This is a genomic window from Amycolatopsis sp. NPDC043887 (genome assembly GCF_056435665.1).
Genome location: NZ_JBWKEB010000008.1, coordinates 319185 through 331802, shown reverse-complemented (window position 1 = coordinate 331802; position 12618 = coordinate 319185). Strand labels below are relative to the sequence as shown.

The 12618-nt window shown below is 69.1% G+C and carries 12 protein-coding genes; 3 read left to right on the top strand and 9 right to left on the bottom strand.

Annotated elements, in window-relative coordinates:
- Nucleotides 1-62: 62 nt before the first annotated feature.
- On the bottom strand, nucleotides 63-371 hold the full coding sequence (locus AC069H_RS23320) for a hypothetical protein (protein ID WP_016333063.1): 309 nt from the start codon (nucleotides 369-371) through the stop codon (nucleotides 63-65).
- The gene (locus tag AC069H_RS23315) at nucleotides 368-766 is read right to left on the bottom strand and encodes a DUF948 domain-containing protein (RefSeq protein ID WP_007031187.1); all 399 of its coding nucleotides are present in this window, start codon (nucleotides 764-766) and stop codon (nucleotides 368-370) included. Before AC069H_RS23315 ends, AC069H_RS23320 begins: the two co-directional genes overlap by 4 nt.
- A gap of 743 nt (nucleotides 767-1509) precedes the next feature.
- Between AC069H_RS23315 and AC069H_RS23310 the strand changes: the two genes are divergently transcribed.
- The gene (locus AC069H_RS23310) at nucleotides 1510-3588 is read left to right on the top strand and encodes a phosphocholine-specific phospholipase C (RefSeq protein WP_478233809.1); all 2079 of its coding nucleotides are present in this window, start codon (nucleotides 1510-1512) and stop codon (nucleotides 3586-3588) included.
- 68 nt (nucleotides 3589-3656) lie between these two features.
- On the opposite strand, the gene AC069H_RS23305 is transcribed toward AC069H_RS23310, so the two are convergent.
- A complete protein-coding gene (locus tag AC069H_RS23305; RefSeq protein ID WP_478233808.1) occupies nucleotides 3657-4247 on the bottom strand; it encodes a hypothetical protein in 591 nt (196 codons plus the stop codon).
- 161 nt (nucleotides 4248-4408) lie between these two features.
- On the opposite strand from AC069H_RS23305, the gene AC069H_RS23300 reads away from it, so the two are divergent.
- Both AC069H_RS23300 and AC069H_RS23295 read left to right on the top strand, forming a co-directional pair.
- Entirely contained in the window at nucleotides 4409-5101 is a 693-nt protein-coding gene (locus AC069H_RS23300) for a VOC family protein (protein WP_478233807.1), read from the top strand.
- Nucleotides 5102-5279: 178 nt separating this feature from the next.
- Nucleotides 5280-7643 (top strand): chitinase C-terminal domain-containing protein, encoded by a 2364-nt coding sequence (locus AC069H_RS23295; protein WP_478233806.1) that lies wholly within the window; start codon nucleotides 5280-5282, stop codon nucleotides 7641-7643.
- Between the two features lie 79 nt (nucleotides 7644-7722).
- On the opposite strand, the gene AC069H_RS23290 is transcribed toward AC069H_RS23295, so the two are convergent.
- From AC069H_RS23290 to AC069H_RS23265, 6 genes are read right to left on the bottom strand one after another with little or no spacing between them, the layout of a single operon-like run.
- On the bottom strand, nucleotides 7723-8301 hold the full coding sequence (locus AC069H_RS23290; protein WP_478233805.1) for a 1,2-dihydroxy-3-keto-5-methylthiopentene dioxygenase: 579 nt from the start codon (nucleotides 8299-8301) through the stop codon (nucleotides 7723-7725).
- Nucleotides 8298-8930 (bottom strand): methylthioribulose 1-phosphate dehydratase, encoded by a 633-nt coding sequence (mtnB, locus tag AC069H_RS23285; RefSeq protein WP_478227902.1) that lies wholly within the window; start codon nucleotides 8928-8930, stop codon nucleotides 8298-8300. The genes AC069H_RS23290 and mtnB overlap by 4 nt, the downstream gene beginning before the upstream one ends.
- Nucleotides 8927-9643 (bottom strand): acireductone synthase, encoded by a 717-nt coding sequence (mtnC, locus tag AC069H_RS23280; protein WP_478233804.1) that lies wholly within the window; start codon nucleotides 9641-9643, stop codon nucleotides 8927-8929. The genes mtnB and mtnC overlap by 4 nt, the downstream gene beginning before the upstream one ends.
- A complete protein-coding gene (locus tag AC069H_RS23275) occupies nucleotides 9640-10650 on the bottom strand; it encodes a s-methyl-5-thioribose-1-phosphate isomerase (RefSeq protein ID WP_478233803.1) in 1011 nt (336 codons plus the stop codon). Before AC069H_RS23275 ends, mtnC begins: the two co-directional genes overlap by 4 nt.
- Complete coding sequence (locus AC069H_RS23270) at nucleotides 10650-11780, bottom strand: acyl-CoA dehydrogenase family protein (RefSeq protein ID WP_478233802.1); 1131 nt, start codon at nucleotides 11778-11780, stop codon at nucleotides 10650-10652. Before AC069H_RS23270 ends, AC069H_RS23275 begins: the two co-directional genes overlap by 1 nt.
- Nucleotides 11777-12370 carry a nucleoside phosphorylase-I family protein gene (locus AC069H_RS23265; RefSeq protein ID WP_478233801.1) on the bottom strand — a complete coding sequence of 198 codons (594 nt, stop codon included), beginning with the start codon at nucleotides 12368-12370 and terminating at the stop codon, nucleotides 11777-11779. Before AC069H_RS23265 ends, AC069H_RS23270 begins: the two co-directional genes overlap by 4 nt.
- Between the last annotated feature and the right edge of the window lie 248 nt (nucleotides 12371-12618).

Here is a 12618-nt window from a genome sequence, read left to right as displayed (position 1 = left end):
GGGAATGCGGACAGGCGAGAACGGCGAAGGGCTGGGATCTTCCGGTCGCGGAGGCGACCCGATCAGCCCTCCGCCCGGCGAGCTCGCCGGACCGGGCGCCGCGACGACGCCGCGTGCCTGCCCTCGGTCACGGGGGCCGTGCTCAAGCCGGTCCGTTCGGACACCATGTCGTGCAGCTCCTGTTCCCGTTCGCTCATCCCGGCGCGGACCTCCGCGCCGAACGAACCGACGGCGCCCGCGAGTTCCCGCACGGCGTCGCCCAGGTTCGAGGCTAACCCCGCAGGGGTGGCCTGGCGAGCGGTTTCCGTCGCTTTGCGTGACAGGGCGACGCCGGCGACCACACCGACGCCGAGCCAGAACAGGCGCTTCATTTGCGGCCCCGCTTCTTCGCCGGACGAGAGGCTTTCGCTTCCGCCTTCTTCCGGCGGGCCTTGATCGCCTTGCTGAGGCCGTAGGACAGCGCGGCCGTCTTCACCAGCGGTCCGCCGAGCGTCGCGGTGAACACCGACGACAGCGCGGACACGTTGCCGGACACGGCCTGCGCGTTGGCGGTGATGCCGTCGACCCGCTCCAGCTGCGTGTTGACGTGCGTGATCGTCTCGTTCGCGCCGATCAGCAGCGGGTCGGTGTTCTCGTGCGCCTTGCGGATGGCGATCGTGGCCTCGTCCAGGGTCCGGCCGAGCTTGAACAGCACGATCGCCAGCAGCACGACGAGTACGACGAATGCTCCTGCGGCGATCAGCGCGGCGATCTGCCCTGCCGACACGGGCCCTCCTCAAGGGTCTGCGGTCTTGGTGCCCGTGAGGTTACCGCGCAGGCGGCCGTTCAGCGGGGTCACCCCACCGGACGGTCACTCAGCGCAGTGACCTCACGACGAACCGGGGAGAACCGGGCGTCAGCGCCCGCTCTTGGGCGGCGTGGTCTTCACCTTGCTGGGCGGGTCTTCGGGCACGCGGCGGTTGCGGCGGTCGCTGCCCGACTGCGAGGAGGCGGCGGGTGCCCGTGTCTCCGGTTGGCCGGGCGAAGCCGTGGTCCGGACCGGAGCGGGCCTGGCGCTCGTGGGCGAAGTTTCGCGAACCGGCTCGGGCGCTCCCCACGATTCCGGCGGTGAAGCCGTTCGAGGCCCTTCTGTCGTTGTCGTTGTCGTGGGCGGCGCTGTCGCGGACGGCGGGGGCGTCACCTCTGGCCCGGGTACCGGCCTGGGGCCCAGCGCGGTAGGCAGGTCAGGCACGCCGGAGAGCGCGAAGAGGAGAAGTGCTCCGTAAGAGGCGGCGGCGCCGGCACTGATCGCGATCCGGCGGACGACGCGGCGACGGCCTCCAGGATAGGCGAACACCGGCTTCGGGAGGTCTTCCCCACCGTCGTTTTCGTCGTGATGCTCAGGAATCACGGCCATCCGGGAATCGTACGGGCGGACCGCTACGGACGCCGTGTCACCATCCGGCTACCGACTCCGAGTCGACCGGTTCGGTTCTTGTGACGTTCATGTTACTGGGTCAAGGTTCGGGCATGCCTGAACTGTCACGCCGTACGTTGCTGGGCGCCACCGGCGCCGCGGCCGCCACCACCCTTCTCCCGCCGTCCGTGCACGCCGCCATGGCCGAACCCATGCGCCGGGGCGGACTCGACGCCATCGAGCACGTGATCGTGCTGATGCAGGAGAACCGGTCGTTCGATCACTACTACGGCAGCCTGCGCGGTGTCCGGGGCTTCTCCGACACGCATCCGCTCGAACTGCCGTCGGGGACGTCGGTGTTCGAGCAGCCGAATCCGGCGGGCGGCACGGTGCTGCCGTTCTCGGTGCGCAAGGCGGCCGAGCTCGCCGGGCGGAAACCGGACGACATCCAGTACCTCGGCGACCTCGACCACAGCTGGAACGGCAGCGGCAAGGCGTGGGCGCGTGGCTGGAACAACGGCTGGATCGCGGCGAAGACGCCGGCCACCATGACCTACTACGAGCGCCGCGACATCGCGCTCCAGTACGAACTCGCGGACACCTTCACCATCTGCGACGCCTACCACTGCTCGATCTTCGGCTCCACCAACCCGAACCGGAACTTCCTGTGGACCGGGACCACCGGGTTCGAACCGGGCAGCACGACGAACCGCGCGGTGACGAACGCGGCGTACTCCTACGACCACAAGGGCTACGACTGGACGACGTATCCGGAGCGCCTCGAAGCCGCCGGGGTGCCGTGGCAGATCTACCAGGAGTGGGACAACTTCACCGACAACGCCGTCGAGTACTTCGTGCCGTTCAAGAAGGTCGGCACGAAGATCCTCGCTTCGGTCGAGGGGAGGTTCCGCACCACCGAAGAGTTCTACGACACGCTGCTCAAGAAGACCCCCGAAGAGCGCACCAAGCTGCTGGCGCAGTTCGACGCCGGGGTCGCGAAACTGACGCCCGCCGAGCGGAACCTGTTCAAGAAGGCCATGTACCGCAGCGAGCCGGAGACACTGGTGACCCGGCTGAAGGCGGACATCCAGGCGCGGCGGCTGCCCGCGGTCAGCTGGCTGGTGCCGTCCGCGAAGGACTCCGAGCACCCTGGCGCGTCCACTCCGGTCGGCAGCGCGAACCTGATCTACCGCGTGCTCGACGCGCTGGCGTCCGACCGCGAAACGTGGTCCAAGACGGTGCTGCTGATCAACTTCGACGAGAACGACGGTTACTTCGACCACGTTCCGCCGCCGATGCCGCCCGGGAACGCGGCCAACGACGCGGACCACTTCAACGGCCAGCCGCTCGGCTTCGGCCCGCGTGTGCCGATGACGGTCGTCTCGCCGTGGTCGATCGGCGGCAACGTCGACTCCACCGTGTACGACCACACCTCGGTGCTGCGGTTCCTCGAACGCTGGACCGGGATCGCCGAGCCCAACATCAGCAAGTGGCGGCGGACCGTCGCGGGTGATCTCACCGGTGCCTTCGACTTCTCGCGGGCCGGACGTCAGCCGCGGGTGAACCGGCCCGGCCCGGTGCCCGCACCGATCAGCCGCTGGCGGCCGTCCGCCCCGGCGGAGCAGAGCCTGCCCGTGGCCGAGCCCGGCAACCGGCCGTCCCGGCCGCTGCCGTACCAGGTGTCGGTGTCCGGCGCGGTGGACAAGTCGGGGAATCTGGCGCTTTCGCTGGCCAACAGCGGCTCGTCGTCGGCGCATTTCGCGCTGTACCCGTACAAGGGCGAATTCGCCGAGCCCGCGCACCGCGACGTCCGCGGCGAGGCACCGGAACTCGTGCGGCTGGCCGGTGACGACTACCGCGTCGTCGTCCAGGGGCCGAACCGGTCGTGGTGGGAACTGCGCGGAAACCGTCGCGGGGCCGCCGCGGGTGTCGATGTCCGGACGCGGTTCCTCACGTGGCGCTCGGGTGTCGAATTCAAGCTGTCCAACTCGGGCACTTCGGCGCTGACGCTGCGGCTGTCGTCTTCGCGGTTCACGCGCGTCGTGCGGGTCGGGGCCGGGCGTTCGGTCACGGTGGACTGGCCGGTTTCGGGCGGCTGGTACGACGTGAAGGTCACCGCGGACGGGGATCCGTCGTTCCTGCGGACGCTGACCGCGCGGGTGGAGAACGGGCGGACCGGCGTCTCCTGCTGATCGTTCCGTGAAGGCCTCCTTCCCTACTCTCAGGGTAGGGAAGGAGGCCTTCACGGACTTGTGCTTGATCACTGCCGGCGCCTCCGCCAGTACGCGAAGCAGACCGCCGCCAGCAGCGGTCCCCAAAGCAGGAGCGGGGCGTAGGTGAGTTCGAAGAAGGCGAGTTGCCAGCCGTGCAGTGACTCCGTGGGGAAGTCGTCCGGCAGGGGATCGCCTTGGAGGGTGCGCCCGGACATCTCGGTGGCGATGGCGGCGGTCCACAGAACGGTCAGGATCGTGGCGCCGAGAGCGGCGGGCACGACGGCGGCGAGGGGCGGTACCTTGCGGCCGCCCAGCAGCGGAATCCAGCGCGGGAGCACCTCTCCCCACTCGGCGACCAGCCCGATGGCGGTGAAGGCGAACAGTTCCGCGACGACGGACAACGCGATGACGTACACCGGCCCCGGCAGCCACGACGGAAGCTGGCCCGAACCGTGCGGGCCGTCACCGCCGACGTCGAAGACGACGGTCATGATCCGCCAAAGGCCGGAAGGGAGCACGGCGAAGGGGATGGCGTAGGCGGCGACCTTGGCCCACCGGGGGACTCCGGGCACCGGGGCGTGTGCTCTGTTCCACGCGGTGCGCAGTCGCCCGGTCGCGGTGGCTTGGTGGACGGTCATACGTGCTCCTCGGACGATCGGGTTCCGCTCGCTTGATCGGTTTCAACGATCACAGCCGCCCCGGTCCGCCGCGTCCCCCACCGGATTGAAGCGGGTCCATTCCGTGGGGGACAGCACCTTATTCGGTTGCGTGTGGGTCGCCGGCGTTTCTAGCGTCGCTTATGACCGTCACCTTGCACGCGCTCTGTTTCGCCGCGCACGACCCGGGAGGTCTGGCGCGTTTCTGGGCGGGTCTCCTCGGCTGGGAAACCGACGGCGACACCCTGATCCCGAACGACGACACCGGTTTCCGGCTCGGTTTCGTGCCGTCGGCAGAACCGAAGACCCGCCAGAACCAGATGCATTTCGACCTGACGAGCGAATCCCCGGAAGACCAGCGGCGGACGGTTGCGAAGGCGCTCGAACTCGGCGGCGGCCACATCGACGTCGGCCAGCGTCCGGAGGAAGAACACGTGGTGCTCGCCGACCCCGAAGGCAACGAGTTCTGTGTCATCGAGCCGGGCAACGACTTCCTCGCCGAATGCGGATTCGTCGGCGCCGTCGCGTGCGACGGTTCGCAAGCGGCCGGCTGCTTCTGGAGCGAAGCGCTCGGCTGGCCGCTGGTGTGGGACAAGGACCAGGAGACGGCGATCCGGTCGCCGCACGGTGGCCCGAAGATCACCTGGGGCGGTCCGCCGTTCACCCCGAAAACCGGGCCGAACCGGCTGCGTTTCGTCCTGAGCGGTTCCCTGTCGGAAGCCGAGCGGCTCGTCGCGCTCGGCGCTTCACACCCCGGCATGGTGGAGGAACAGGTGGAGATGACGGATCCCGACGGGAACGAGTTTTCCTTCGTGGTGCGGGAAACGGCGGCATAACACGCGCCGGATGGGGCCTGGAGTATGGCCATCGCCGACGAAGCCGGACCTGACGAACCACAGGTACGCTCCGCCGTACGGCACCGGATGGAAATTGGTCTACACCTATTGACGCGCGGCAGGTCAGCGGCTCAAGCTGCTGGGACCGAGGGCCATCTTCCACTGTCGGAGGTTCGGCGTGCCAAGGAGAACCAGGAAACTACTCCCCCTGCTGGCGTCGCTCATCACGCTGGCCGGACTCATGATCGTCGTCATCACCCCGTCCCCGTCGAGCGCGGCAGGCCATGAGGACTGCCGTCCCGACGGGCTGTACCGGACACCCGGCGTCGACACCCCCTACTGCACCGTCTATGACACAGCGGGCCGCGAATCCCTGGGAGAAGGGCATTCCCGCCGCGTGATCGGCTACTTCACCAGCTGGCGCACCGGGAAGAACGGCGCACCGGCCTATCTGGTCAACAACATCCCGTGGTCGAAGGTCACCCACCTCAACTACGCGTTCGCGCATGTGGACGCGCAGAACAAGGTCTCGGTCGGCGCGCCGAGCGCGACCAACGAGTCCATCGGCATGGAATGGCCGGGCGTTCCCGGCGCCGAGATGGATCCGTCGCTGCCCTACAAGGGACACTTCAACCTGCTGACCAAGTACAAGAAGCAGCACCCGAACGTGAAGTCGCTGATCTCGATCGGCGGCTGGGCCGAGACCGGTGGCTTCCTGAACCCCGACGGCACCCGCAACGCCTCCGGCGGGTTCTACAAGATGACGCAGACCCAGGCGGGTATCGACGTCTTCGCGGATTCCGTCGTGCAATTCCTGCGCACCTACGGTTTCAACGGCGCGGACATCGACTACGAGTACGCGACGTCGGCGAACTACGCCGGCAACCCGGACGACTACTGGATCGCGCAGGCCAACCGGGGCACTCTCTGGGCGGGTTACGAGAACCTGATGCGCACGCTGCGCGAGAAGCTCGACCGCGCGGGCGCCGCCGACGGCAAGCACTACCTGCTGACCGCCGCCGTGCCCGCGTCCGGCTGGTTGCTGCGCGGCCAGGAGGTCTACGGCGTCACGCGCTATCTCGACTACGCCAACATGATGAGCTACGACCTGCACGGCGCGTGGAACCAGTTCGTCGGGCCGAACGCCGCGCTCTACGACTCCGGCAACGACGCGGAACTCGCGCACTGGCAGGTGTACACGACACCGCAGTACGACGGGCAGGGCTATCTCAACACCGACTGGGCCTATCACTACTTCCGCGGTGCGATGCAGGCCGGCCGGATCAACATCGGCGTCGGGTTCTACACCCGCGGCTGGCAAGGCGTGTCCGGCGGGACGAACGGGTTGTGGGGCAAGGCTCCGCTGCCGGACCAGAAACAGTGTCCACCGGGCACCGGGTCACACGTCGGTTCGACGGTGCCGTGCGGCAACGGCGCGATCGGCATCGACAACCTCTGGCACGACCTCGGCCTGGCGGGCGGCGAGGTCCCCGCGGGCGCGAACCCGATGTGGCACGCGAAGAACCTCGAAAACGAGATCACCCCGGACTACCTGGAGGCGTACGGGCTGACCCCGAAGACCGACCCGGCGGACCGGATCTCCGGCTCCTACGACAGGTTCTACGACAACACGATGGTGACACCGTGGCTGTGGAACAACGACAAGAAGGTGTTCCTGTCCACTGAGGATGAGGCCTCGCTCGCCACGAAGGCCAAGTACGTGGCCGACAAGGGCATCGGCGGCATCATGATCTGGGAACTGGCGGGCGACTACGCCTTCGACGAAGCCAAGGGCCAGTACTTCATGGGCGACACGCTGATCACGAAGATCAACGACGGCCTGCGCGGCGCCGCCCCGTACGGCAACGCCAAGTCGCCGCGTCCCGCACCGTCGTCGGTGCTGAACGCGAACGTGAACCTGACCGGATTCGCGCTGGGCGACGCGAACTACCCGATCACCCCGCGGATGCGCATCACCAACAATTCGACCACCACCATCCCCGGTGGGACGAAGATCGAGTTCGACTACGGGACCAGTGCGCCCGGCAGCATGTCCGACCAGTCGGGCTTCGGCCTGACGGTCACGAGCAAGGGCCACAGCGGGCCCAACGTCGGCGGGATGAAGGGAGACTTCCAGCACGTCGCGGTGACCGTGCCGACCTGGCAGAACATCGCACCGGGCGCCACCGTCGAGATCCGGCTGAACTACTACATGCCGATCGCCTCGCCATCGAACTTCACGTTCACCTTCGGCGGGACGACCTACGCGATCGCGTCGGATCACCCGCGTGGCGGCGGTACCCCGCCGACCACGACCACCACCACGACTACCGGTACGACGACCACCACGACGAGTCCGACGACGACCACCACCCCGACGACGACCACCACGGTGCCGTCCGACGCCTGGAAGCCGAACGTCGACTACGCCACGGGTGCTCGTGTGACCCACAACGGCGCGGCCTACGTATGCCGGCAGGGCCACCGGTCGCTGCCCGGCTGGGAACCGCCGAACGTGCCTGCCCTCTGGACCCCCGCCTGACAGAGCCCGGCAGCGCGCTGAAGCTCGTGAGTGGTAAGGACGGTTCTAACCGGCCTTACCACTCACGAGCCCAAAGCGGTCAGTAACGCCCGGCGGTCAACTCGTCGAACCCCGGGAAGTCCCCCGCCAGCGTGGCGCCGGTGAAGTTGCCGACCCACCCGCCGTCGTCGTGGAAGAACCGGATGGACACGTAGTCGGGCCGCGTCCCCATGTCGAACCAGTGCGTGGTGTTCGCGGGCACGCTCAGCAGGTCCCCCGCCTCGCACAGCACCGCGTACACCTTGCCCCCGACGTGCAGGTAGAACACGCCGGACCCGCGCGCGAAGAAGCGGTCCTCGTCATCGTCGTGGGTGTGCTCGGCGAGGAACTTCTGCCGGGCTTCGGCGGCCTCGGCCGCCCAGCCGGGCTCGTCCGACGGGGTCATGCGGACGGCGTCCACGAACGTGTAGCCCTCGGCCGCCGAGACCTTGCCGATCGGCTCCTCGTAGGCGGCCAGCACCTGTTCGGGCGTCACTTCGCGCGGCAGATCCGGGACGAGGTCCCACCGTTCGAAGCGGACACCGAGCCGCCCGAGTTCCCCGGTGATCACGGCCGGGTCCTCGGTCCTGAGCGCGATCTCGCCGGGCCGGTCGTCCGGCCACACGGTCAGCAGGGTCATCGCACTCCCCTTTCTCCACCGACAAGTCTTGTCTCTACCCGGAACCGGAGCAACCACTCCAAACATTCCAGGCGATGACGCGCGTGGCGCAGGTCATCCCCCCACACGTAGATGCCGTGCCGCGCGACGATCACCGCCGGCGTGTCCGCCCGGAACCCCGCCTCGAACGCGTCACCGAGGACGCGCATGTCCTGACCGTTGGCGATCACCGGGATGGTCACCAGGTCGTCGTGGGCGGCGCGGCCGAAACCTTTGAGCATCTCCAGGTCACGCAGTTCGACGCCGTCCGGCCAGTGCTCGGCGGCGACCACCGGCGCGAGGGCGTGCACGTGGATCACCGCGCCCGCCCCCGACACCGCCGCGATCCGAGCGTGCAGTCCCGCCTCGGCCGACGGCACCTTGTCCGGATGCGGCTGGTCGGCGACGGCCAGCCCGTCTTCGCCGACCACCACGACGTCGTCGCTGGTCAGCTCGCCTTTGTCCCGGCCGCTGACGGTGACGGCGACCCGCAGCGGATCACGGCCGAGCACCACCGAGAGGTTGCCGGACGTGCCCCGCAGCCAGCCCATTCCGGCGAACCGGGCGGACTCTTCGGCCAGCGCGCGCCCGGCGAGTTCCAGGAGACTCATCGAGGGACGACCTTCACCTCGTCGAATGTCCGGATGGTCCGGTGTGTCCCGAAATCCGCATCCCCGAACGGCTCACCGTCGCGGGCGAGGCCGACGGTCTGCCAGCCGTCGGCGGCGGCCCCGTCGAGCTCGGCCGGGACGTCGGAGAAGAACACGATGTCCCCCCGCTCGGCATCCAGCGCCGAGGCGATCGTGCGGTACGACGGCGCCTCACGTTTCGGCCCGGCGTTGACCGTGTCGAAATGCTGCTCGAACAAGCCGGTGACGTCGCCGTCGGTGGTCCGCGAGAACGACGCGATCTGCCCGGCGACCGAACCGGAGGAGAACACCGCGAGCCGCAGGCCGGACTCGTGCCACGACCGCAGCGCCGGGACGACGTCGCCGAAGAACTCCGTCGAGAGGTCGCCCTCGGCGTACCCGCGCTGCCAGATGAGCCCCTGCAACGTCTTCAGCGGCGCGATCTTCTGATCCGCGTCCATCCAGCCGTGCAGCACCCGCACGACGTCCACTGTGGACGCGTCCGCCCTGAGCCTGCCGAGTTCCCTGATCCGGGCCACGGCGCCGGCGACCTCGGGATCGTCCGGGTGGTCGTCGATCCACGGGCCCAGCCGCGGACGCGCGTAGTCGTAGAGGGTCACGTGCACGTAGCTGGTGGCGGTCAGCGTGCCCTCGATGTCGAGGACCACCCATCGGGCGGTCAGCGTTGCGGTCACTGGTTCGCTTCACCTTCTGCGTAGTACTCGCGGAGCCGTCCGGGCTCGAAGGCCCCGCGGTCGGTCACCACCGCGGTCACGAACCGCGGTGGTGTCACGTCGAAGGCCGGATAGTGCCCACGGACGCGTTCGCTCGCGACGCGGTGGCCGAGCGCGCTCAGCACCTCGTCGCCGTCGCGGTATTCGATCGGCACGTCGGCGCCGGTCGGCGCCGCCTGGTCGGGCGCCTGGACCATCGCGTAGAACGGCACGCCGAACGCCTCCGCCGCCACCGCGAGCCCCAGCGTGCCGATCTTGTTGACCACATGACCGTCCATGGTGACCCGGTCGGCCGCGGTCACCAGCGCGCCGACCTCTCCGGAGGACAGCACCGCGGCGCCCATCCCGTCGGTGATCAGCCGGGTGTCGGCGCCCATCTCGGCGAGTGTCTCGGCGGTCAGCCGCGCACCCTGCAGGTACGGCCTGGTTTCCGTGCACAGGAAGGAGAACTCCTTGCCCTGCCGTCGCGCGGCGAGCACGAATTCGACCAGGTAGAGGTCAGCCCAGCAATGCGTCAGCACGGTCGCCCCGCCCGGCACCAGCGCCGCCGCGTGCTCGCCGAGCGCACGACTGCGCGACCGATACAATTCGTCACCTGCTTGCGCTCCCCTCGACGCGGCCTCGATGAGGTCACCCGCCGATTTGTCCACTTCGGACAGTACGACGGCGACGGCCTTGCGCAGGTGGTTGTTGGTCTTGCGGGTCGCGATGATCCGTTCCCCCGCCCGCTCCAGGTACGCCCGCGGGTCCGCGAGCCCGGACGCCTCGCGAGCGGCGAGCACCATCGCGCCCAACGCGGCGAAATACGGCCCGGAAGACTGCGTGACCATCTCTTCGATCGCCACCGCGACCTCTTCCGAAGTCCGGCAGAGCACCCATTCCCGCTCGAACGGGAAGATCCGGCGGTCGAGGATGTGCACGCCTTCGCCGTCGAGGCGGACGCTTTCGGCGAGGATCGGCAACGTCATCAGCTGTACCCCGAAAGGCACGGCGGGATCCCGTTGAGGAAGTGATCGCCGACCTCGCGCGCCTTGTACGTCACGGGGTCGTGCAAGGTCAGCGTGCGGGCGTTGCGCCAGAAGCGGTCGAAGCCGTACTTCGTCGCGGTGGCCCGCGCGCCGGTGAACTCGAAGACCTTGCTCGTGATTTCGACCGCGGCCCGGCTCGCGACGATCTTCGCCGACGAGATCGCGATCGCCGCTTCGGCGCGCTCGGCCGGGGTCAGCTCGAAGCCGCGCTCGTCGGCCTCACCGAGTGCGGCGACCGCGGCGTCGACGGCGAATCCGGCCGCCCGTGCCGTCGCGACCAGTTCGCCGTATCCGGCCAGGATGTACGGGTCCTGGGCCGCTTTGTCCACATCGGACAGTGTCCAGGGTCGCGCGGTCTCCCTCGTGTACACCGCCGCTGCGTCGAGCGCGCCTGCCGCGAGGCCGACGTACACCTGCGCGAGCATGAGCTGGAAGCCGATCGCCGCCAGGGAGATGCGGGGCACCCTCGGATCCGACTGGTCTTCCGGCTGGGCGCCGAGGACCTCGTCCTTGGCGACGTGGACGTCCTCGAACCGCACCGCGCCGCTCGCGGTGAGCCGCTGGCCGATGTTGTCCCAGTCACCGGGGAAGGTGATCCCGTCGGACCGCGCGTCGACGACGAAGGTCAGCTTCTCGCCGTTGTCGGTCCTCGTCGCGCTGACCACCAGGCGGTCGGCGACGGCCGCGCCGGTGGCGAAGGTCTTGGTGCCCTCGACGGTGAACCCGCCGTCGGCCGGGGTCAGGAGCAGGGCGGCGTCGAGCGGGTTGCTCACGCCGGCCCAGAACCAGCCCGGTTCGCTCGTCGCGCGCGGCCCGAACAGGCCGGTGCGCCAAAGCTGCAGGTAGTGGTAACCGAGCAGATGACCGACCGACGCGTCCGCGGCGGAGACGATCCGGGTGGCCTCGTTCGCGGCCGCCCAGCCGGCGGTGTCGAGCAGGGGTAGCAGCCCGGACTCGCGCAGGAGGCCGACTTCCCGGACCGGGAGATCTCCGGCGAGGTCCCGCTCGGCCGCGTCCGCCGCCAGGGCGCCCGCAAGCTCGAGCGCCGCTTTTCGCCACACTTCGGTCATTCCGCCCCTTCCACGTCGATGAGAGCGTCCAGCGCCACGCGGGTCGCCCTCGCCACCCCGGCGGCCACGACGTCGCGATGCGGGTCGTAGGCCGACGTGTCGGGGTGCTCGGGCCGCGCGTCGCCGTCGATCACGAGCACACCACCGGCCCGCAGGCCGCGCAATGCCGCGAACACCAGCAACGTGGAGAGTTCCCTCTCAATGGCGATCACCCGCGCGGCGAGGTATTCGGTCATCGGGAGGGTGAGCACCAGCGGGCTGAACGCGGCCCGTGTCCACACCACACCCCGGTGCGCCTCCGGGGCCTCGCGGCTCAGCGCCACGACGATCTCCGGGGTGGCGAACGCCGGGTACTCCGGGTGGGTGCCGCCGGGTGTCCCGGCCGGGTGGACACGGTCGAGGTCGACCTCGCGTCCGGTCATCGCCGCGGCGAGCCCGGCGGCCGTCTGGGCCGCGGTGCGCCCGCGCGCTGACGCGGCCGTCCCGCAGCACCGTGACGTGGTCGCTGACGGCGAGACCTCCTGGAGTTTGTGCGACACCAGCAGGATCGTGCGGTCCTCGGCGGCGAGGTCGCGCAGCACGCCGGCCACACCGGCGACGGCCCCTCGGCATGCCCACGCCCGGACGCTCCGTGAAGGACTCCTTCCCTACCCTGAGAGTAGTGAAGGAGCCCTTCCTTGCGTCTAGCACGAGGAAGGGCTCCTTCATGTACTCGGCAGCGCCGTCATGGACCGAACCTAGGAATCACCTGGCGGAACCCGCGTGACCGGACCGATCACGCGCGACTGTGTGGATTTCGGGTCATCCAACGCCCCGAAATCCACACAGTCCGTCGCCG

Coding starts and splice junctions, on each gene's coding strand:
- AC069H_RS23320 (WP_016333063.1), bottom strand. CDS start 371: ATGAAGCGCCTGTTCTGGCTCGGCGTCGGTGTGGTCGCCGGCGTCGCC.
- AC069H_RS23310 (WP_478233809.1), top strand. CDS start 1,510: ATGCCTGAACTGTCACGCCGTACGTTGCTGGGCGCCACCGGCGCCGCG.
- AC069H_RS23305 (WP_478233808.1), bottom strand. CDS start 4,247: ATGACCGTCCACCAAGCCACCGCGACCGGGCGACTGCGCACCGCGTGG.
- AC069H_RS23300 (WP_478233807.1), top strand. CDS start 4,409: ATGACCGTCACCTTGCACGCGCTCTGTTTCGCCGCGCACGACCCGGGA.
- AC069H_RS23290 (WP_478233805.1), bottom strand. CDS start 8,301: ATGACCCTGCTGACCGTGTGGCCGGACGACCGGCCCGGCGAGATCGCG.
- mtnB (WP_478227902.1), bottom strand. CDS start 8,930: ATGAGTCTCCTGGAACTCGCCGGGCGCGCGCTGGCCGAAGAGTCCGCC.
- AC069H_RS23275 (WP_478233803.1), bottom strand. CDS start 10,650: ATGACGTTGCCGATCCTCGCCGAAAGCGTCCGCCTCGACGGCGAAGGC.
- AC069H_RS23270 (WP_478233802.1), bottom strand. CDS start 11,780: ATGACCGAAGTGTGGCGAAAAGCGGCGCTCGAGCTTGCGGGCGCCCTG.